Below are 20,167 nucleotides of genomic sequence, written 5' to 3'. Positions count from 1 at the left end.
ACAGGCACTACTGGAGATCGAGCAGCGTCAGGTTCATGTTGTTGATCTCGGCGAGCATCCGCACGAGGGTGGTACGCACGTTGGTCAGCCCGCGCGTGTCGCCCGAGTTGAGAGCGGCGCTCAGGCCGTCAGCAGCCTCGTCGGCGCGGTCGGCGGCGTTGAGGGCGTAGCGCTGCACCGGGGCGGTGCTCGGCCCGGGCTTCGCAGCCCGGATCTTTGAGGAAGCGTCGCGCAACGACTGGATCACGGCCTCGGTATCCCGCCGCCAGGCCGGATCGGACGCGATGTCCGGCTTGCCACCGGCCCGCTCGATCTGCTCGTTGGCGGAGCTGATGGCCGTGCCCAGGGCGTCGACCGGCCCCTGGAGGGCGCCCAGATAGGCGCGGTCTTCGTCGCCGATACGCTGGCCGGGCTTCGCCGCGCCCGGTGGACCCGAGGCCGCCGGTGCTCCGGCGGCCGGTGAGCCGCTCGGCTTCGGCTGGGGGGCCGGGCTGCCTTCCGTGGCCGGCTTCGGCTCACCAGCCGGCTTCGCAACCGGCGAGGGTGCAGCTTGCGGAGGCGCGGCGGCGGGCGGCTCGGAGATCGCGAGCAGCTCGCTGACGATCCACCCGACCGATCCGTCGGCGGAGTCGCGGACATTCCGCCACGTTCGGCCGCCGGCCTCGCGCTCGTCGCCGATCACCTCAAGCTCGGTTCCCTCCTTGACGGTCCGGATCAGCCGGGCGGTCGCCGCTGGCTCGGCCCGCATGTTCGCCCCCTGGCCTTCGGTGTTGGCGACGGTTGCGCGGGGGCCGCCGGAAACGGCGGCGCTGGCTTGCGGCTTCGCGTTGAGGTCGGGCGGCGGCACGGGCGTCGGCGGCGCGACGGGCGACGGGCTGCCGGGCGCGATCAGGCCGGGAGACAGTGCAACGCCCGGCTCGGGCGACGAGATCGGCTTCGGCGGCGGCAGCAGGGTCGGAGACGCCTCGGCGGCCGGCTTCTCGGCGGTCGGTGAGCCGCCGAGCAACCCGCACGCGCCGAGCAGCAGCGGCAGCAGGCACAGCAGCGCCACCCGCGCGACGCCGAGCATCGGTCTCTGAATCAAACGGCGGCTCCTCTTCGTCGGGTCGCTCGCGGGCGGGTCACCTGTGGTCAGGTCAGAGGCGGTCGGGTCACTCCCGGTCGGGTCACTCCCGGTCGGGTCACTCCCAACGGAACGTCAGCATCGCGGCCAGCGGCATCAGCAGCGCCCAGCCAGCCAGCACCAGCCAGCTGAGGATCGGCACGGCGTCAGTCGCCCCGAGCGCGCCCCGCAAGGCTTCCGCCAGGGCGGTACTCGGCAGCAGCGCCGCCGGCCCGGCCAGCCACGGCCCGAGGTGGGTGGTCGGAAACACGATGCCACCCATCAGCAGAAACGCGATGTACAGCCCGTTCGCAACAGCCAACGTCGCCTCGGCGCGCAAGGCGCCGGCCATCAGCAGGCCCAGACCGCCGAACGCCGCCGTCCCCAGCACCAGCGCGACGGGCGTCAGCACCAGCGTGCCCGTCGGCCGCCAGCCGAGCACCAGCGCCGCGACCCCGACGATCAGCAGCGTCTGGATGCCCTCCATCACCAGGATCGCCGCGATCTTCGCCGTCAGCAGGCCGCCGCGCGGCAGCGGGGACACGCCCAGCCGCTTGAGCACCTTGTAGTACCGCTCGAAGGCCGTCGCGATGCCGGTGCTGACCATCGCCGTGGACATGATGGCGAGCGCCAGAATGCCCGGCACCAGATACTCGGCGCGGCGCTCGGGCGGGATCGGCATCAGGTCCACCAGGCCGAAGAAGACCAGCAGCAACGGCGGGATGATCAGGGTGATCAGGACGCTCTCGCCCCGCCGCAACGAGAGGCGCAGCTCGGCGGCGGTCTGTGCGACGATCATCCGGGCGAGCGGAGACGGTGCCTGGTCAGCGCCCGGTGGGAGCCGGAGTGCATGCAGCGCCTGCGGGGTCGCGGTCAGGTCAGGCACGGCGGGCGGCCTCCACGGGCGAGAGTGGCGCGCCGCCGCCGTTCGCGGTGAGGCGCAGGAAGACGTCTTCGAGCGACTGCCGGCCGACGTGCAGCTCAACCAGCAACGCGTCGTGCTCGGCCAGCCAGGAGGTCGCCGCGGTGACGACGTCGGGCGCGATCGGCCCGTCCACGCGGTACTCGCCAGGACGCACCTCGTCGATCTGGAATGCTGGCAGCCGCTCCGCGAGCCGCGCGAGCGGCAGCCCCGCCCTGGCGCGGAATCGCAACTCGTCGGGCGGGCCGCCGGCCTGCCCGAGCGCGGACGGCGCGTCGAGCGCCACCAGCCTGCCGCTGTCGACGATGGCGACACGGTCGGCAAGCTCCTCGGCCTCTTCCATGAAGTGGGTCGTGAGCAGCACCGTCACGCCGCCGCGCTTCAGGCTGCGGACGATCTCCCAGGTGGCGCGGCGGGCCTGTGGATCCATCCCGGCGGTCGGCTCATCCAGGAAGACCAGCTCCGGCCGGCCCACCAGCGCCAGCCCGAGCGACAGCCGCTGCTTCTGGCCGCCCGAGAGCGCCCGGTACCGCGTTCGCGCGGCATCCTCGAGGCCGATGAGGCGCAGCAGCTCGCGGGGATCGGCCGGCGCGGCGAAGAAGCTCGCGAACAGCTCCAGGGCTTCGAGCGGGCGCATGGCCGGGGCGATACCGCCGTCCTGGAGCATGACGCCGATGCGCGGCTGCAAGCGATGGGCATCGGACATCGGGTCCAGGCCGAGGACGCGCACCAGCCCGGCCGTTGGCGAGCGATACCCTTCGAGGATCTCGACGGTCGTGGTCTTGCCGGCGCCGTTCGGCCCGAGCAGCGCGAAGACCTCGCCGCGCCGGACCTCGAAGGTGAGACCGTCCACCACGTTGCGGTCGCCGAAGCGCTGGACGAGCCCCTGGACCGAAATCGCCGGGCTGCTGACGGTCATCTGGCTACAATCTCGGCGAGAGGCTGCGGAACGCCGCCCGGCGGTCCGGCATAGCGGCCTCGCCCCGCGGTGTGCCCCGCTCGTCGTGCCGCATCCAGCCGCGCCACGGGCTCCCTGGCCGGCCCAATCGCTCCGACAACAGGTGCCAGATGCCTCCTCGTGGTCCCGCTCCGGAATGGGTTGCCCTGCTCAACACCTCGCTGATCGTCATCAGTGGCGTCTTCTTGCTGCTGGGGTACTACTTCATTCGGTCGAAGAAGATCGAGCTTCACAAGAAAAGTATGCTCACGGCGACCACGTTCGCTGCACTCTTTCTGGTGGTGTACGTCAGCCGCGCCCTGCTCTTTGAAACCAAGGTCTTCGCCGGCGAAGGGCTGGTACGTGTCATCTACCTGGTGATCTTGATCAGCCACACGATCCTGGCGATCCTGGTGGGGCCGTTCGCGCTGGTCACATTGCGGCGGGCGTTTCGTGGCGAGTTCCCGAAGCATCGGCAGATCGCGCGGATCACGTTCCCGATGTGGCTGTACGTCGTGGTAACGGGTTGGATCATTTTCTGGATGCTTCATAACCAACCGGCGACAGCGTATTAGTTAGCGGAGCAGGCGCGGCGTCGGGCAGCGTCGCCTCGCACGGGGACAACTGTACCCGAACCGCTCAGCGCGGAACTGCGCCCACGTCCTGGCCGCCCCCGCCCTCACCGGTCGCAGTCGGGCATTGCTCGGCATCAGGCGATTCATGCTGGCGCAGTGTCTCCCGTCAGCCGGATCCCCTGATGATGCTGCGGCCCCATTACGGGATCGCACGGATGCCGCGAGGCTGGGCAGTGTGGCCTAACTGAGGGGCCGAAAGGAGGCACGATGCAGGACGACCACTTCAGTTCTCCCGATCGGGGCGATCGCATCGCTTCCGCAACACTCCCGACGATCGTACATGTCGTTGTCGGTGCCGACGGCACGCTGATCGTCCAGTACGTGATTCCAAGCACATCCGAGGCCGTCAAGGTGACGTTCATGCCGGACGGCTCGTACTCCCTGCTCCAGGTCCACGACTCCGTCTGGCGCGAGATCGGCATTGACTTCGGCATAGCGCCCCGAGGCCGCGGGCCGGCCATGACGATCCGCACGGCAGCGTCGCAACCGGACGGCTCCGTCCTTGCCACGCTGCTGTCCACATCACTGCGCGGCCAGCAGGTGCGCCGGTCACTGCGCCTTCAGCCCGACGGCGCCTGGGACACCGACTACGACCGTGACGACGGCAACGGGCGCCGCGTTCTCGGCGCCGCAACCCGTGGCGCCAACGCCACTGGCCGCGTCACCAGACAGCGACGGAAACTGGACGCCGGGGGCACGATGCTGTGGACGGCCGAGTCCGAGACACAGCAGATACTCGCCCGGCCAAACCGCTCCGGCCTGGGATGGTCGGGTGCTTCCGTCCCCATGCTCCGAACGATCGGGACGGCGACCTATGCTGACACGAGCGTAGGGTCCAGCACGGTCGTCGCGTATTTCGCGAGCGACGGCGACGGTGGGGGCGGCCCAGCGGCGCCGGCGCCCGGCAGGCTCATCCGGACCAGCACTGAGCAGGGTCCGCACTGGACGCGTACGCAGCAGACCTTCGATGGCCCAGGCAAGGGTGAGACCACCGTCGACGTCACGAGTTACAACAACGGGCGCAAGGTTGTCGAAACCCAGTACGAGGAGTGGGGAACTGATGTGGTCAGTGGGACCCCGTTGATCCACCCCACGGTCGTCGACAAGACGCGCGAAGTCCAGTATCCGAACGGGACCAAGGAGGTCTCGCACGACAGAGAGGTGATACATGTCGGTGAGCATCGGCCTGATATCGACCCGGGCGGCGAGACAGACCACCCGGGCGGAGCCGGCATGTACACCAAGACCTGGGAGCATTCGGGAGTAGATCAGGCTGGCAACGTGACGGAGTCTCGCGGAGCCGAGACGCACTCAGGCGCCGGGACGAGCATCTCCACATCGACGAAGCAGTCGGACGGCGGCTGGCTCATCGTCACGACCACCACGGACAAGAATGGGAACGGTCAGCGCACAACGTCCAGAGTGGACAAGAATGGGAACCCGCAAGGGCCTACGACCACTGAGCCAGTGGGCAAGGGTTCGGGCGGTAGCAGCACCGGTGGCGGTTCTGGGTCAGGTGGCGAATCCGGCGGCGACAACTCTGACGCGGGCGGGAACTCCAACGGCGGGAACTCCAACAACGGTGCTGGAGATCCTGATCCCGATTCCGGCGAGGAGGGTTCGCCGCTCGGTGACGAAGGCGGCCCGAGCGGCTCCGGCTGGGGCAACGACGGGCCGCTGAGCCTCCTCCCAGGCCATGCTGGCCGCGCATTCGGATCGGCCATCACCATCGACGATCCGCTGGCCGACCCAGAACATGACGAGTATCGGACGGTCCCGACGCGGATGGCCGCCGGCGTGACCTACGATGCGCTGGTCAATCCCGGCGTCGCGTACGGCGGTCAAGGGGACGAACGGGGCGGCAGCGAGGGCGCACCAGACGCACACCCCGCGATTCAGACGACGATGATTCTCGACACCGTGCCGATCCCGCCGGAGGAAGGGTTCGAGTGGGACAATCCCGAGGTTCAGTACACCTTCGTCGCGGACACCATTACGGCGTTGAAGCGGAGCGGCAACCTGGACGCCGCCACGCTCAAGGCCGTCGAGATGGCCCTGGCGGATGTCTCGGCGATCGCTGACCGCATCGCCTCGGCGAAGCGCGCCACTGGGTAGGTCGGCCCCCGGCCCGATCGTCAACAGTCGAAAGGCGCCGACGTGGCGGGAGTCCTGCATCGCGGACCGGCCTGCCCGACCGACAACCCACCGGATTCGCTGCGCGAGCCTACCGGTTGGTCAGCCAGAACCTACCGGACGGTAGGCGCGCGCTCCGGTGGTCGGGGCGCATACAGTGGATGCGCGGTGACGCTCGGGGGAGCGACACTGGGGAGCGGGCACAAGGGGCGCATCGTTCGAGCCTGGCGATCCGAAGCGGGGGGCGATGGATCGTCACCACCAGGCCGAACGAGCGCCCCTTGCTCGCGATCGCGGCCCGGCGCGGACGGCCGGCTCGGCGTGCTCCCCGCACCGACGGGCCGTCTCACCCGGCCCTGCCACCGTTCCCCGCCACCGTTCCCCACCACCGTCCGCGGCTGCCCTGCGCTGGACGGCCGCCGTGTGTGCCTGCTGCCGCCGCACCGGATGGCCTGTGATCTGTAGAATGCCGGCGATCCAGTCCGTCCGGGAGCCAGCACACGATGCACGCCGCCACTGAACGGGTCTTTGCCTCCGTCGACGCCACTCGGTCGCTTGGGTCGCTGATCCGTGAGTACGCGGACGAGATCGAGCGCACCTGTGTGCTGCCACGCCCCCTGTTCGAGGCCCTTGCCGATGCCGGCCTGTTTCGGATGGTGGTGTGCGCCGACGCCGGCGGCCAGGAGATCGACTTCCCAACCTACCTGGACGTCATCGAAGAGGTGGCGCGGGCGGACGCCAGCACGGCGTGGTGCGTCAATCAGGCGTCGAGCTTCCAGACCTACTCGCCGGTCATGCCCATCGACGTCGCACGGCTGATCTTCGAGGAGAACCCGCGCGGCGTCGTGGCGAACACCCCGGCCGCCACCGGCACGGCCATCGCCGAGGCTGGCGGCTACCGGGTGACCGGCACGTTCAGCTACGGGACCGGCTGCCACCATGCGAGCTGGGTGGCCGCCCGCGCGCAGATCCTCGACGATGGCGTGGTCCGCCGGACGGTGTCAGGCGACGCCGAGATCCGCTACTTCATGCTCCCGGCCGAGGAAGCCGAGATCCTGGACACCTGGAACGTGCGCGGCCTGCGCGGCACCGGCACGCACCACTGGCGCGTCGCCGACGCCTTCGTGCCCGAGGAGCGCACATTCTCGCCGGACGCCGTCGCCGCGCAGGAGCGCGCCCCGATCTACGTGATCCCGCGCCAGATCCTGGCGGCCTGTGGCGACGCCATGACGGCGCTCGGCGTGGCTCGGGACTGCGTCGACACGTTCGTGCGGATGGCCCAGACCAAGCGCGCAGCCAACATGGCCGGCCTGCTGCGCGACGAGTCGCTGGTCCAGTACGACGTGGGTCTGGCCGAGGCCGAGCTGCGCTCCAGCAGGATGTACCTCCGCCAGACGGTCCGCGAGGTCTGGACCGAAGTTGAGCGGACCCACGCGATCACCCTGGGGCAGAAGGCGGATCTCCGGCTGGCGGCCGTCCATGCGATCCGCCAGTCGGCCAGCGTCGTGGACGCCATGTACAACGCGGCCGGCGCCACGGCCGTCTTGAAGGACCAGCCGATCCAGCGGCACTTTCAGGATGTCCACGTCGTCACGCAGCACATGCAGTCGCGACGGGCCCACTACGAGCTGGTGGGGAAGGTCGTGCTGGGGCTGAACCCGACCTCGACGTTCCTCTGACGGTTCGGCAGCGCCGGCTCGCGCCGTAACCGGGCCGGCCTGCGGCCGGCCCGGTTACGGCGCGAGCCGGCGCGCCTCTTCGACCAGGGCGGGGATGTCCAGCTCCTCGCCGTTGAGAAACGCCCGGATCTTGCTGGCTGCGTCGATCAGCGCGACCCGGTTGGAGTGGACGATCTCGGGCGTGCCGCCGGCCGTCCGCGCTGCCGACGGCGGCCGGCCCACCTTGAAGCCGCCGATCAGGATCTCGTCGATGGCGGCGCGGGAGCCGGTCAGGAAGCGCCACTCGCTGGGCACCGCGCCGAAGCGCTCGCCGTAGACGCGCAGCGCATCGGGCGTGTCGTGCTCAGGGTCCACCGTGAACGACACGATGACCACCTTGTCCCCGAGGAGGTTCGCGGCCCGGAGCTGGTCGCGGACCTGGGACATGGTCGCGGTCAGCAGCGGGCAGATGTCGGTGCAGGTGGTGAAGATGAAGTTCGCGATGACGACCTTGCCGCTCAGGTGGCTTGAGCTGAACGGCCGGCCCGTCTGATCGAGCAGGTCGAACCGCGGCGCGGGGAAGAGCACCGGCAGCGTCGAGGATGGGCGGCAGGCGACCAGCAGCGCGAGCGCGGCCACCGCGAGCAGGATCAGGCCGCGCAGCCTGAGCTTGCGGCCGGTGCGCGCCAGGCGCGCCGGAGTGGACGCCTGCGAGGCCGCGGTCTCGGTGCGGACAGGTACGGGCGTCGGCAGGGGCATCAGGCGGCCACGGTCTCCACGGACAACTGCATGCGGCGGACTAGAGCAGCACCTGCCGGTCCACGACCATCGCGACGAACAGCAGCGCCAGGTACAGCATCGAGTAGAAGAAGAGCCGCCGGGCAGCCACCGCTGACGCCTCGCGGAACAGCTTGACGGCGTACCAGATGAACATGCCGCCGAGGACGATGGCCGAGACGACGTAGATCGCGCCGAGGAAGCCCAGCATCCAGACCACCACGGTCAGGGCGACCATCGCCAGCGAGTACCAGAGGATCTGCTTGCGCGTCTCGGCCTCGCCACGCACGATGGGGAGCATCGGGACGCCAGCGGCGGCGTACTCGCGCTGCATCAGCAGCGACAGCGCCCAGAAGTGCGGCGGGGTCCACACGAAGATGATGGTGAACAGCCAGACGGCCAGCCAGTTGACCTCGTTGGTGACGGCGGCGATGCCCACCACGGGCGGGATCGCCCCGGCCGCCCCGCCGATCACGATGTTGAGCGGGGTCCAACGTTTAAGCCAGCGCGTGTAGACGAAGACGTAGAACAGCAGCGCGAACAGGGTCAGGGCCGCCGACAGCAGATTGACGAAGGCGACCATCGAGGTGAACGAGATGATGCCGAGGCAGATCCCGAAGAACAGGGCGTTCAGCGGCGGGACCATCCCGGCCGGAATCGGGCGAGTGGACGTGCGGCCCATCAGCTCGTCGATGTCGCGGTCGATGTAGTGGTTGATGGCGCCAGCGCCGCCGGCGGCCAGCGCACCACCCACCAGCGTGAACACCATCAGCATCAGCGGCGGCAGCCCCTTGTGGGCCATCAGCATCGCCGCCAGCGTGGTGACCAGCAGCAGCACCACGACGCGCGGCTTGGTGAGCGTGAAGTAGGCTCGGACGACCTCGCGCGGCGGGGCGTCAGCGTGGGGTGGTGTCGCCGCGCCGGAGACGCCGACGCTCGCGCCCGGCCCGATCAGCAGGAGCCGCCGCAGCTGCCACGTCATGCTCAGCAGCACGACGACCATCGACCAGACCGCCGACGCGCCGGCCACGTGCAGCGTCTGGATGATCCAGAGCGGCGCGGCGACCGGCTCGCCGGCCGCCGAAGCTGACACGGCCACCTGATTCGCCATGATCGAGTTGAGCACCAGGGTCGGGCCGATGATGACGGCGACCGCGCCGATGGTGATCTGCGCGACCACCACCACAACCAGGCTGTAGACGACGCGCTTCATGGCCGGGGGCAGCCCCGGCATCTTGACCGTCTTCCAGGTGATCACCGCCACCAGTGCGGCGACCGTGTACGCCAGCAGCCGGTGCATCAGGTGCAGATCCACCAGACCACTGCTGCCGAACGGCAACACCTGACCGTTACAGAGCGGGAAGCCAGCGCAGACCCAGCCGGCGCCCATCGCGCGGGTCAGGCCGCCGACGACCAGCAGCAGATACGTCGCGGCGGTGGTTGCCACCACCAGTTTCCAGTAGCCGGCAAGCGACGAGGAATCGACGGTCACACCACGTCGCGGCCCGTCAACCGAGACGGACAGGCCGCCGTTGGCCGCCACGCGGGCGGCGATGTTCACCCACAGCACAAAGCCGAGAATAATGAAGGCGAAGCTGAGGTGCACCATCACCGAGAGGGTGTGGGTGTCCAGCCAGACGACCACCGCACCGAGGAGCACCTGGACCGCCAGGATGACGGGGACAGCAGTCGCCGGGATCACGATGTGCTTGACGCCACGGGCGTAGACCCAGGCCGCGGCGACCATCGCCAGCATCAGCGCGGAGACGCCAGCAGCGGTGATCCGGTGGCTGTACTCGATCCAGGCCGCGACGTTCGGCGGGGGGATCAGCTGTCCGTGGCAGAGCGGCCAGTCAGGGCATCCCAGGCCTGACCCGGTCGATCGCACGATGGCGCCAACGACGATCAGCAGGTAGGTTGCAATACCGGTGAGCAGTGCGAGGCGACGTAGTGCGTTCATCGAGCGCCATTATACCGGGGGCACTTGCCAGGAGAATACCGTGTCATCTGTCAGGTTTTTTCGGGACATCGCGTCTCGACGGCGACGGTATACTGGTAACGGACGCCCGCGGCTCGATGCTACTCTGATGGTCCGACGGGTCGAGGTGATGAGTATGGACGATCTGGATCGGCGGATTCTCAACCGCATCCAGTCCGATTTTCCCCTGGTGGCGCGGCCCTACGCCGAGCTTGGAGCCTCGCTCGGCGTCTCCGAGGACGAGATCATCACACGGATGCGCGCGCTCAAGGATGGTCGGATCGTCCGTCAGATCAGCGCCATTTTCGATACCAAGAGCCTTGGGTACAAGTCGAGCCTGGTCGCGATGCGCGTGGACCCGGCCCGGATCACCGAGGCCGCCCGTACTATCAACGAGCACCCGGGCGTCACCCACAACTACGAGCGCAACCACGACTACAACCTCTGGTTCACGATCGCGGTGCCGCCGACGTCGGACCTGGAAGCGGTGGTGCAGCGCATCCACGAGATGGCGAACGCCGAGGTCACGCGGGTGATGTACACCCTGCGGCTGTTCAAGATCGGCGTCAACCTGGACATGACCGGCGAGCGTCCGCTGGATGCCCAGGCGACCCCTGAGTACCGCGAGCAGGACCGGGCGCGGGCGAAGAATTACGAGGTGACGGAGCTGGACAAGGCCGTCATCCGCGAGCTGCAGGAGGATCTGCCTATCGAGGCCGAGCCGTTCAACGGCGTGGCTGAGCGGGTCGGCATCTCTGAGGACGAGCTGTTCGTGGCGATGGCCAGCCTTGTCGAGCGGGGCTTCATGCGGCGGATGGCGGCGATCCTCTACCATCGCCGCGCCGGCTTCAAGGCGAACGGCATGGGCGTCTGGGCGGTGCCCGAGGAGAACGTCATCGAGCTGGGCGAGCGGATGGCGGCGTTTGCGAACGTCAGCCACTGCTACCGCCGCCCGACCTATCCGGACTGGCCGTACAACGTCTTCACGATGGTCCACGGCCAGTCGAACGAGCAGTGCGAAGAGGTGCTGGCGGCGATCTCCCGCGCGACCGGCATGACCAACTACATCAGCCTCTATTCCACTCGCGAGTATAAGAAGACCAGGACGAGGTTCTACACGCCGGCCTACGAGGAGTGGGAGGCGAAGCACATGCCGCAGCCAGAGGTGGTCCCGGCGACCTGATCGGCCCGACATCCCTCATCGGGGCGCGGCTGCCGTTGGTGAGGGAGTGTGGCATGCCGCGCCAGCCCATCTGGCTGGGACCGGCATGGTGGTCTCCATACGGATTGCGAGAAAGCCCGAGTCGTGGGGAAGCCCACGGCCCGGGCTTTCTGACGCCGTTCGACGCTCTCCGCATCGGACCGTGGGGACCGCTGCTGGCGAGAGCCCGTAGGGGTTCCGGGAATAACAGCCGAGATGTCGAACGGGGGACGGGAGTTCCCCATGTCGGATGGTACGGTGCGAGAGAACACGATGTGATCCACGAGGGACACGGCGTCACGACGTACCTCACCAGCGCGACGTGACGACGTACCTCACCAGCGCGACGTGACTCATCGTGGCGGTATCCCCGGGCGGCATGCTGGCGCAGTTACTGGGAGGACGGCATGAAGAGGATTTCCGAGTCCGCGCTCAAGCAAGGAATCGTGGCCGTGGAAGCCGAGCGGCTCAAGCATCCGCCGACCTTCCAGCCCGACGAACAGCAGCTTGCTGCTCTGGCGGAAAGCCGCCGACGGTCGGAGGCGATGGTCTCCACATTCCTGCAGGATGCTGGCCTGGACGTCACGAAGCTCCAGGCCGTGCAGGAGCCGCGTAGCGCGGACCTCGCGCGGATGGTCGAGCAGCAGAAGATCGAGGCCGTCCAACGAGCCGCGACGCACAAGGACACGTTGCACGCAAGCGTGGCGGCGCAAGCCAGGGCGTTGCGGGATCTCGCGTCCCGCGACCGTTTCTTCCCGTTTCCGAGCTTCAGCCTCGACACGCCGTTCCTGATCTGGAGCATCCCGCTCCAGGAGATCTCGACGGCCACCACCGCGCCGTTCGGGAGTTTCGCAAAGTTCAAGTTTGCGACATCCAAGCGCCGAGGTCCGCAGAAGTTCGGGTTCTACTTCTCCTGGGTGAACTCCTCCAGCGACTACGCGGTCATCAACGCGACCACCTTCATGTCGGCCATCGGGCACCTGAAGGCGCATGCCCCGTGGGCATTCGCCACGAACATCAGTTCTGTCGGCGCGAGCGCGGTGCTCAACATGTGGCTTGGCTGGCCCAACGACGTGACCTCCGTCCAGTCCGACATCAAGGGCCTCGGTACGGCCGCGGCATTCGCTTCGTTCACCCTCGGCAGCGACACTGAGGGTGCGTCGATCTCGTTCGGGGAGCAACTGCACGCCACCATGTTCGCCGTGCCGCCCGGCAACGTCGTGGTGTTCGAGGTCGCGCTGTTGCTGCACTTCGAGAACGACAGCGGGAACATCGAAGCCGACTTCGAGAGCGGTGAATTCCAGATCGCCTGCCCAGTTGTCGTCGTCTCGCGCTTGAACATGCCGCCGCTGGAGCCAACACCGTAATGCCGTGAGAGCCATCCGGTCCTGTCCAGCGTTGGAGTTGCTCCTGGCGGCCCGTTCATCCAACGACGAGGCCCGCTACGTCATGGCCTGCAGTCACGCTGGCCAACCGTTCATGCGACGCCCGGGGTGTCTCCACCCTGGGCGTCACGCACTCCTCACCCGATCGCTTGCGACGGGCCTCAGAAGCCGGCGCTTGCGCCCCCGCCCACGAACGTCGACCAGGAGCCGCAGCCATCGACCACGGTGAACGGGACGATGGTGGCCTGGCCGGGCGTCACGCGCTCGACGGTGAAGTCAACAGCAGCAGCGCCGGGCGGCAGGCTCACGTTCTGGCCGCTGGCGACCGGCTGACCGTTGAGCGCCACCCTGACGTTCCGCAACGCACCAAACCGAAGCTCGTTGAGCGGATTCGCCTGGTTCGAGTTGAGCGCGCTGGTGGCGACGTGGACCAGCAGCTTGCCGTCGCTCACGCGCTGGCTGACCGTGACGGCCGGCCGCGGCGAGCAGGACGGCACCGCGCGGTTCTGGATCGTGCCCGTGGCGGATCCCTGCGAGATCACGGCGTTGGTCGGGGCCGAGAGTGTCAACGTGAGCGTCGACGGGCTGACGGTCCCCTCGGTGGTGTTGCTGCTGGAGACGCCGACCGTCACGTCGGAGGACGGCACGAGGGCCAGTCGCACGGTGAACGTGGCTGTGCTGCCGCCCTCGGTCGTCACCAGGCCCGACGTCGGCGACACCGTGATGGCGGGTGCGGTCAGGCTGGTGCAGGCCGAGAACTCGGAGGTCGTACCGAGGTCGTGTCCGAGGTGGTGGCCGTGAGCACCTGCCCGGCCGTGACGGCCAGCAGGGTGATCAGCGCGAACGTGGCGTTGCCGCTGCCGTTCGTCGTGACGCTGGTCGAGCCGAGGTAGGTCTGGCCCTCGCCGTAGCCGCTGGGGTCGCAGCTATCGTTGGCGTAGACGTCGATCCCAGAGGTCGCGCGCTGTCGGCCTCGGCGAGCACGCCCGCGACGGGGTTCCGCCATGCATGGCCCGAGCGCATCGCCTGTCGTGCTCCGCGCCCGATGCCTTGCCGACCCGTCGGCACCCGCCTGACGGAGCCGCTGCCCGAACGGCGCCGCAGAGCCGGCCAGGGCCGGGGAGTGGCACCGAATGGACAACCGTCAGGAGCGGTGGCTTCCACCCACTGCAACGTGCGCCGGTGCGTTCAAGGGACGCGAGCGAGCGCGCACGACGTCGTCGTCATCGACACGCTCGACACCCGCCGTCGCCTGCCCGGAGACGGAGCTGTATCGCCCACCTCAGCTTGACGGGCACCGAAGTACGGGGCGTACCCCCAGGGCGTACCCCCAATGCCGTTCAGTCTGTCACGCGTCGCGCCGCCGTACGACGAGCGTCAGCGAGTGGACCCGCATAGTGCAGGTCCGACTCGCTGACGCTCGCGGTCCGGATGGCGTCCTACCTGAACGGCATTGGGGCCTGTCTCCCCAGGGCGATTGCATGTTGATGTCGTCGTGCCGCCGCGTCGGGGCTTGAAAGCCCCGCCTACACGCCTGCAGTCGCTGCGCGACGCTCCAGTCGCACCAGTGCCTGCCCGTGCCCGACGGCCGTCGCGCAGCGACTGAATGACTGTAGGCGGGGACTTCAGTCCCCGACCGCCCGTTCCATGATGCTTCGGATACACCAATGAACATGCAATCGCCCTGCCTGTCTCCCACCCGCGCCCAGAGCGAACGGGCGGGGGACAAGCCCCGTGCCAGGACCAGGACTTCTGGAGAACGTCTCTTAGTTGGCGCGGTGCCGCTTCACCACCGCTTCATCCAGCACCAGACCCAGCCCCGGCCCCGACGGCGGCGTGATGTACCCGTTCCTCACGACGATGGGCTCCTCGAAAATCTCCCGGTGGAGCGGGCCGTCGTTGAACTCCTGCAGCATGAAATTCGCGGAACAGGTGTCCAGTTGGACCGCCGCCGCCGCCGCGATCGGCCCGACGTACATGTGTGGCGCGATCAGCGCATGATGTGACTCGGCGATGGCGGCGATCTTCTTCGCCTCAAGGATGCCGCCGCACTGGCCGACGTCCACCTGGACGATCCCGAACGCCTTCTTCTCCAGTGCGTTGGCGAACTCGTACTTGGTGGCGAGGCGCTCGCCGGAGGCAATCGGGATACTCGTCTGGGCGGCCACGCGCGCCATCTCCTCGACCATCTCGGGAGGGACCGGCTCCTCGAACCAGATCGGGTAGAACTCCTCGAAGATCTTGGCGACCCGGATCGCGCCGGCCGTGCTGAACTGGCTGTGTGTCCCGATCCCGATCTCGAGGTCGTCGCCGACGGCATCGCGGACAGCCTGGAAGATCTTCGCGGCGTGCTTCAGATCCTTCAGCGGCCAGTCGCGCGGGTAGGGGAACGTCGGGCGGAACGGATCGGTCTTGCATGCGGACCAGCCCTCGGAAACGAGCTGCTGGGCGATCTCGCCGGCCCTCTCAGGCTGTTCCCAGACCCCTTCGGCCGGCATGTAGGCATAGGCGCGCAGCCTCTCGTGGAACCGGCCGCCGAGCAGGTTGTAGATCGGCTGATTGGTCGCCTTCCCGATGATGTCCCAGAGCGCGATCTCGATGGCCGACATCGCGGGCGTGCGGCTCATGCCAGGGTGGCGGTAGTCGTGGGGCGTCGAGAACATCCGTTGCCAGATCAACTCGACGTTGAACGGGTTCTCACCCTTGACGTACTGCTCGAACAGCTCGTTGAGCAGCGCGATCTGCGACCCGAGATCGATGACGCCGCCGGTGACCCGCTCACCCAGCCCGACGATGCCCTCGTCCGTGCTCAGCTTGATGAACAGCCACTTCCTGCCGCCCCGGTAGGGCGGTACATTGTCGATGAGGATGGTCTCGAGACCGGTAACTTTCATGTCTCCTCCAGTGGAGGGCCGAGAGCGGAGCGCGCCGGCGGCTGGCCGACAGCAACGGCTCCCAGGCTCGGGTTCAACGGCTAGCCCTTGAGGCCAGACAGCACGATGCCCTTCACGAAGTACCGCTGCGCCGCGAAGAACAGGATCACGCACGGCACGATCATGATGATGGTGCCCGCCATCAACAGATGCTCCTTCGGCTCACCGGCGTCCAGTGGGGCCGTCTGGAAGTAGCGAAGCCCGAGCGAGATGGTGAACTTCTCCGGCGAGTTCAGGAAGATCAGCGGCTCGATGAAGGCGTTCCAGTGGAACAGCGCCGCGAAGATCGCCACCGTCGTGATCGCCGGGCGACAGAGCGGCACCAGAATCTCCCAGAGGACTTGCAGGGAGTTGGCCCCGTCGATCTTGGCCGCCTCGTCATAGTCTCGCGGGATCGTCATGAAGAACTGGCGCAGCAGGAAGATGAAGAACGGCCCGCCGCCCAGCCAGTGTGGCACGATCAGCGGCGTCAGCGTGTCGAGCCAGCCCAGCGTCCTGAACAGCAGGAAGCTCGGGACGATGGTCACCTCCCACGGCACCATCAGGGTGGACATGACCAGCATGAACAGGGCGTTCTTCCAGGGGAAGCGAAAGCGCGCGAAGCCGTACGCCACCAGCGTCGCCGTGACCGTCTGTCCGAGCGTCGCGAGGCCGGTCACCAGAATCGAGTTGATGTAGAAGCTGAGGAACGGCACCCGGCTCCAGGCGTTCGGGTAGTTCTCCCAGTGCAACTGCTTCGGGAGGAAGGTCGGCGGAAAGGTGGCGATCTCGCTGGCATCCTTCAACGAGGAGATCACGGTCCAGACAAACGGCCCCATGAAGAAGACCGAGAGAATCGCCACGCTGACGTAGAAGATGACGGCGTTCCGGATCTTGCCGAGGCTCCGCGCACGGCGGTTGGCCGAGGCCGTGGGCAGCGCGACAGCACTACTGGTCATCGTTCGCCCCCTCGTTGGCCTCGCCACCGGCGTAGAAGACCCAGCGGTTCGAGAGCTTGAACTGGATCGCCGTGAGCACCAGCACGATCAGAAAGAAGACCCAGGCCATCGCGGCGGCGTACCCCATCCGCGAGAACTCGAAGGCGTTCTTGAAGAGGTGGTAGACGTAGAAGTACGTCGCGTAGTTGGGGCCGCCGTTCGTGGCGATATACGCCAGCGAGAAGACGGACAGCGAGCCGATGATCGTCAGCACCACGTTGAAGAACATCGTCGGGGAGATCAGCGGCAGGGTGATGTGCCAGAACTTGCGGAGCGCGCCGGCCCCGTCGATCTCCGCCGCTTCGTACATCTCCTGGGGCACGCTCTGAAGCGCGGCCAGGAAGATAATCATCCGGCTGCCCCCGATGGCGCCCCAGAGGCTGATGATGGTCACCGAGGGGATGGCCCAGCTGCCGGACTGGAGCCAGGCTGGCCCTTCGATTCCGACCAGGCTGAGCAGGTAGTTGAGGACGCCGATGGTCGGTTGGAAGATCCAGACCCACAGAAGCGCCGACGCGATGATCGGCGTGATGGAGGGCAGGAAGAAGAACGTCCGAAAGGTGGTGGTGCCCGGGTAGCTCTTGCTCAGCAGCAACGCCGCGCCCAGCGACCCAGCCACGCCGAGCGTGACGTTCAGCAGCGCGAAGAACAGGGTTCGCTGGAGCGAGGTCCAGAACTGGGCATCCTGGAAGAACGCCTCCTGGTAGTTCTCCAGTCCGATCCAGGTCGGCGCGGTGATGATGTTGTACTTCGTGAAGCTGAGGTAGAACGACGCGATCATCGGGTAGGCCGTGAAGACGAGGAAGCCCAGCAGGAACGGTGAGATGTAGAGCAGGCCTTCCATCGCCTCGCGGCGGGCAAACCTCGATGTTCCAGGCCGCGGCGCGGACCGCGCGACAGTCGCCATACGTGCCTCCAACGGCGAGCGCCCGGTTGGCCGATCAGGCCCGCTGGCGCGCCAGAAACTCCTCGTTCAACTCAAAGCCGATGCCGAGGCGGTCCGGAGTCACCGGGCAGCCGTCCCTCGGTTCAAGCGGTGGGAGGAGGAACTGACAGGTCGACCGCTCGACCGCCATGCATCAGGAGTGGTGGGCCGTGCTGTGTGGTAGCCCGTGCTGTGTGGTGGGTCTCAGGATACGACGGGCGCGGCCCCGCTCCCGCGCGGGAGCGGGGCCATAGTTGACGTCGAGGGGGGCGCCGCTACGGCTTCGGCTTGTCCAGAACCTGCTGGATCTGCGTGTTCAGGTCGTCGAAGAACTTCTGCTCGAACTTCTCATCGCCGTTGAACAGGCCGCTCAGCTTCTGCTTGATCAGAGTGTCGATCTCGCCGCCCCGGAAGTTGGCCGGGATGAAGAGCGGCCCGGCCTCCTCGGCCTGCTTGATCCAGACCTGGTGGAGCGGGTTCGCCAGCAGCCGTGGGTCGTTGAAGGAGTCAGGGCGCGCCCCACAGGTGCCGGACGCGCCGCCGCGCCCCTCCCCGAGCCGGATACCCGTCTCCTTGTCGCAGAGGATCTTCGTGAGCTCCCAACTCTCCTTCTGGAACTTGGTCGCCTTGTTCATCATGATGAAGTCCACGCCAGCCATCGAACCGCGGCTCTTGCCTGGCCCGATGGGCAGCATCGTGTCCTTGACCTCGAACTTGTCCTTGACGCGGGTGGGCAGGCTCTTGGCCGACGAGCCGGCCTGGTACATCGCGCCGGTGCCGGCCACGAACATCGCGTCCTGCGGGTTGGCCGGGTCACCGCCCAGCTCCTGAACCCTCGGAGCGGCCTTGTGGGTGAACACAAGGTCGTAGATCCACTTGATGCCGGCGATGGCCTCAGGCGTGTTGACGGTCGCCTTCTTGCCTTCCTTGTCGGTAACGTCGCCGCCGAAGGCGCGGGTCGAGACGACCATCGTCTCGTAGCCGCCCTGGGCCGTGCCGATCTGGAGCGGCAGCAGCCCGAAGCGGGTCGTCTTGCCGCCCTCGACCCTGGTCATCTTCTTGGCGATCTCGACAAGCTCTTCGTACTTCGTCTCCAGCGTGGGCGGGGTGACCTTCTCCTCGGCGAAGGCGGTCGCGTTGTAGTAGAGCCCGATGGAGAACGGCTGGAGCTTGAACGGAATCCCAGCCAGCTTGTTCTCGAAGACTTTGGCCGCCTGGATCGAGACGGGGTAGTACTGGTTCAGGTCGAAGTTCTCGGCCTTGACGATGTCGTCCAGCGGCAGCGCCACGCCGTTGGACATGAAGTACGCGCCCCACCCCTGGTGCGCGATCGACCAGAACACATCGCCGAGCTGACCGCCGGCCGTCAGGGTCTGGAGCTTCGTGAAGTACTCGGCGGCTGGGAAGCTCTCGATCTTGGTCTTGATGCCGGTCTTCTGCTCCAGTTCCGGCAGCCGGTCCGAGAGCGTGTCGGCCTCGTTTCCGGTGCGGACGTGCAGCCGGATCTCGGCGCTCGACTTGGTGACCGCCTGTGCCGGCGCGGCAGCAGCCGTTGTCGGCTGGGCGGCGGCGGCCGGAGCGGCTGGCTTGCTCTCGGCCGGTTTCGCGGCCTCGGCCGGCTTGCTCGCCTCGGCCGGCTTGGCCGGCGCCGCCGTCGGAGCGGCAGCCGGTGCGCCGCCACATGCGGCCAGGAACGGCGCAATCGCCACCCCGAGCGATGCCACGCTCAGGCTCCGCATCACCGCGCGCCTGCTCAAACGCCGGGGCTGTCCATCGGCGAATGACATCATCGTCCCCCCTGTTGACCGTCGTCCTGCTGACATCGCCAGCGCTGGCGATGTCAGATGCTCGGTTCGGCTGCGCGTCCAGCCACCGGCCCGTCTCGAAGGCACGAATGCGCCTGGACCCGGGCGGCGACATTCTAGCAGGCGGCTCTCACGTCCGTGAGCCGAGGGTGAGGGTCAGGGAATCGTCAGGCGCAGAACAGGCCGGCGCCGGCAACGCCGCCCCGCGCTTCAAGATGAAACGTTTTTGATCTTCTCTTCTTTCTGTAGAACTCTTATTCTTGACTCCATCAAAAGTATGGCGTACACTACGGGCATGGAACAACGCTCGCTCGACCCGGCCGCGGTGCTGCGCCGTGCTGGCCTGCGCGTCACCGCCCCCCGTCTGGCCGTCATGCGTGTGCTCGCGGCCAGCGCTCCCCATGTCAGCGCGGACGACGTCGTCACTGCTGTGCGGGACACCCTGGGCGACAGCTCAGCCCAGACGGTCTACAACGTGCTACGCACGTTCGCAGAGGCCGGCCTGGTCCGCCGCATCGAGCCGGCCGGCCGGCCCGGCCTCTACGAGCTGCGGGTGGGAGACAACCACCACCACATCGTCTGCCGGTTCTGCGGCGCTGTCGCCGACGTGGCCTGTGCCGTTGGCGAGGCGCCCTGCCTGATCGCGTCCGATACCTCCGGCTTCGAGATCGACGAGGCCGAGGTCATCTTCTGGGGCCGATGCCCCGACTGTGCGGCTGCACAGTCCCGCTCGTCTGACGAGCCTTCGTAAGCGCCCGGCGTTGGGCACACGCAGCAATGGAGCGACACAGCGTGACAC

17 protein-coding genes are annotated in these 20,167 nt (G+C 67.7%); 6 read left to right on the top strand and 11 right to left on the bottom strand.

Features of this window, described 5'->3' with window-relative positions; translation table 11 throughout:
- Nucleotides 1-7: 7 nt before the first annotated feature.
- The 3 genes from IT306_05360 to IT306_05350 form a co-directional block, all read right to left on the bottom strand.
- Nucleotides 8-1,084 (bottom strand): SH3 domain-containing protein, encoded by a 1,077-nt coding sequence (locus IT306_05360; protein ID MCC7367826.1) that lies wholly within the window; start codon nucleotides 1,082-1,084, stop codon nucleotides 8-10.
- 97 nt (nucleotides 1,085-1,181) lie between these two features.
- Complete coding sequence (locus IT306_05355) at nucleotides 1,182-1,901, bottom strand: ABC transporter permease (protein MCC7367825.1); 720 nt, start codon at nucleotides 1,899-1,901, stop codon at nucleotides 1,182-1,184.
- Nucleotides 1,902-1,980: 79 nt separating this feature from the next.
- Nucleotides 1,981-2,943: an ABC transporter ATP-binding protein gene (locus tag IT306_05350; protein MCC7367824.1), complete on the bottom strand. Its 963-nt coding sequence runs from the start codon at nucleotides 2,941-2,943 to the stop codon at nucleotides 1,981-1,983.
- Between the two features lie 149 nt (nucleotides 2,944-3,092).
- On the opposite strand from IT306_05350, the gene IT306_05345 reads away from it, so the two are divergent.
- The 3 genes from IT306_05345 to IT306_05335 all read left to right on the top strand — a co-directional run bounded on the left by IT306_05345 (nucleotide 3,093) and on the right by IT306_05335 (nucleotide 7,408).
- On the top strand, nucleotides 3,093-3,536 hold the full coding sequence (locus tag IT306_05345; GenBank protein MCC7367823.1) for a DUF420 domain-containing protein: 444 nt from the start codon (nucleotides 3,093-3,095) through the stop codon (nucleotides 3,534-3,536).
- Between the two features lie 267 nt (nucleotides 3,537-3,803).
- Entirely contained in the window at nucleotides 3,804-5,711 is a 1,908-nt protein-coding gene (locus tag IT306_05340; protein MCC7367822.1) for a hypothetical protein, read from the top strand.
- Between the two features lie 521 nt (nucleotides 5,712-6,232).
- Complete coding sequence (locus tag IT306_05335; GenBank protein ID MCC7367821.1) at nucleotides 6,233-7,408, top strand: acyl-CoA dehydrogenase family protein; 1,176 nt, start codon at nucleotides 6,233-6,235, stop codon at nucleotides 7,406-7,408.
- A gap of 54 nt (nucleotides 7,409-7,462) precedes the next feature.
- Here the strand turns inward: IT306_05335 and IT306_05330 are convergent, their stop codons facing one another.
- Together IT306_05330 and IT306_05325 are read right to left on the bottom strand one after the other, a co-directional pair.
- Nucleotides 7,463-8,146: an SCO family protein gene (locus IT306_05330; GenBank protein MCC7367820.1), complete on the bottom strand. Its 684-nt coding sequence runs from the start codon at nucleotides 8,144-8,146 to the stop codon at nucleotides 7,463-7,465.
- Nucleotides 8,147-8,186: 40 nt separating this feature from the next.
- Nucleotides 8,187-10,124: a protoheme IX farnesyltransferase gene (locus tag IT306_05325; GenBank protein ID MCC7367819.1), complete on the bottom strand. Its 1,938-nt coding sequence runs from the start codon at nucleotides 10,122-10,124 to the stop codon at nucleotides 8,187-8,189.
- 127 nt (nucleotides 10,125-10,251) lie between these two features.
- Here IT306_05325 and IT306_05320 point away from each other — a divergent pair, with 127 nt between their 5' ends.
- Together IT306_05320 and IT306_05315 are read left to right on the top strand one after the other, a co-directional pair.
- The gene (locus IT306_05320) at nucleotides 10,252-11,325 is read left to right on the top strand and encodes an AsnC family transcriptional regulator (GenBank protein MCC7367818.1); all 1,074 of its coding nucleotides are present in this window, start codon (nucleotides 10,252-10,254) and stop codon (nucleotides 11,323-11,325) included.
- A 425-nt stretch (nucleotides 11,326-11,750) separates the two neighbouring features.
- Complete coding sequence (locus IT306_05315) at nucleotides 11,751-12,710, top strand: hypothetical protein (protein MCC7367817.1); 960 nt, start codon at nucleotides 11,751-11,753, stop codon at nucleotides 12,708-12,710.
- A gap of 179 nt (nucleotides 12,711-12,889) precedes the next feature.
- Here the strand turns inward: IT306_05315 and IT306_05310 are convergent, their stop codons facing one another.
- The 6 genes from IT306_05310 to IT306_05285 form a co-directional block, all read right to left on the bottom strand.
- Nucleotides 12,890-13,447 carry a hypothetical protein gene (locus IT306_05310; GenBank protein MCC7367816.1) on the bottom strand — a complete coding sequence of 186 codons (558 nt, stop codon included), beginning with the start codon at nucleotides 13,445-13,447 and terminating at the stop codon, nucleotides 12,890-12,892.
- 17 nt (nucleotides 13,448-13,464) lie between these two features.
- Nucleotides 13,465-13,734, bottom strand: a complete 270-nt coding sequence (locus tag IT306_05305) for a hypothetical protein (protein MCC7367815.1) — start codon at nucleotides 13,732-13,734, stop codon at nucleotides 13,465-13,467.
- Nucleotides 13,735-14,494: 760 nt separating this feature from the next.
- Complete coding sequence (locus IT306_05300; protein ID MCC7367814.1) at nucleotides 14,495-15,622, bottom strand: mandelate racemase/muconate lactonizing enzyme family protein; 1,128 nt, start codon at nucleotides 15,620-15,622, stop codon at nucleotides 14,495-14,497.
- An 80-nt stretch (nucleotides 15,623-15,702) separates the two neighbouring features.
- Nucleotides 15,703-16,599, bottom strand: a complete 897-nt coding sequence (locus tag IT306_05295; GenBank protein MCC7367813.1) for a carbohydrate ABC transporter permease — start codon at nucleotides 16,597-16,599, stop codon at nucleotides 15,703-15,705.
- Entirely contained in the window at nucleotides 16,589-17,545 is a 957-nt protein-coding gene (locus IT306_05290; protein MCC7367812.1) for a sugar ABC transporter permease, read from the bottom strand. The genes IT306_05295 and IT306_05290 overlap by 11 nt, the downstream gene beginning before the upstream one ends.
- A 293-nt stretch (nucleotides 17,546-17,838) precedes the next feature.
- Nucleotides 17,839-19,287, bottom strand: a complete 1,449-nt coding sequence (locus IT306_05285) for an extracellular solute-binding protein (protein MCC7367811.1) — start codon at nucleotides 19,285-19,287, stop codon at nucleotides 17,839-17,841.
- Between the two features lie 376 nt (nucleotides 19,288-19,663).
- On the opposite strand from IT306_05285, the gene IT306_05280 reads away from it, so the two are divergent.
- Nucleotides 19,664-20,119: a transcriptional repressor gene (locus IT306_05280; GenBank protein MCC7367810.1), complete on the top strand. Its 456-nt coding sequence runs from the start codon at nucleotides 19,664-19,666 to the stop codon at nucleotides 20,117-20,119.
- Nucleotides 20,120-20,167: the final 48 nt, after the last annotated feature.

The organism is Chloroflexota bacterium (assembly GCA_020850535.1).
Classification (GTDB): domain Bacteria; phylum Chloroflexota; class UBA6077; order UBA6077; family JACCZL01; genus JADZEM01.
This window is presented reverse-complemented; position numbering and strand designations above follow the sequence as displayed.

Excerpts from the sequence above, each read along its gene's own strand:
- IT306_05355 (MCC7367825.1), bottom strand. The coding sequence starts at position 1,901 with ATGATCGTCGCACAGACCGCCGCCGAGCTGCGCCTCTCGTTGCGGCGG.
- IT306_05350 (MCC7367824.1), bottom strand. The coding sequence starts at position 2,943 with ATGACCGTCAGCAGCCCGGCGATTTCGGTCCAGGGGCTCGTCCAGCGC.
- IT306_05345 (MCC7367823.1), top strand. The coding sequence starts at position 3,093 with ATGCCTCCTCGTGGTCCCGCTCCGGAATGGGTTGCCCTGCTCAACACC.
- IT306_05340 (MCC7367822.1), top strand. The coding sequence starts at position 3,804 with ATGCAGGACGACCACTTCAGTTCTCCCGATCGGGGCGATCGCATCGCT.
- IT306_05335 (MCC7367821.1), top strand. The coding sequence starts at position 6,233 with ATGCACGCCGCCACTGAACGGGTCTTTGCCTCCGTCGACGCCACTCGG.
- IT306_05330 (MCC7367820.1), bottom strand. The coding sequence starts at position 8,146 with ATGCCCCTGCCGACGCCCGTACCTGTCCGCACCGAGACCGCGGCCTCG.
- IT306_05325 (MCC7367819.1), bottom strand. The coding sequence starts at position 10,124 with ATGAACGCACTACGTCGCCTCGCACTGCTCACCGGTATTGCAACCTAC.
- IT306_05320 (MCC7367818.1), top strand. The coding sequence starts at position 10,252 with ATGGTCCGACGGGTCGAGGTGATGAGTATGGACGATCTGGATCGGCGG.
- IT306_05315 (MCC7367817.1), top strand. The coding sequence starts at position 11,751 with ATGAAGAGGATTTCCGAGTCCGCGCTCAAGCAAGGAATCGTGGCCGTG.
- IT306_05305 (MCC7367815.1), bottom strand. The coding sequence starts at position 13,734 with ATGGCGGAACCCCGTCGCGGGCGTGCTCGCCGAGGCCGACAGCGCGCG.
- IT306_05300 (MCC7367814.1), bottom strand. The coding sequence starts at position 15,622 with ATGAAAGTTACCGGTCTCGAGACCATCCTCATCGACAATGTACCGCCC.
- IT306_05295 (MCC7367813.1), bottom strand. The coding sequence starts at position 16,599 with ATGACCAGTAGTGCTGTCGCGCTGCCCACGGCCTCGGCCAACCGCCGT.
- IT306_05290 (MCC7367812.1), bottom strand. The coding sequence starts at position 17,545 with ATGGCGACTGTCGCGCGGTCCGCGCCGCGGCCTGGAACATCGAGGTTT.
- IT306_05280 (MCC7367810.1), top strand. The coding sequence starts at position 19,664 with ATGGAACAACGCTCGCTCGACCCGGCCGCGGTGCTGCGCCGTGCTGGC.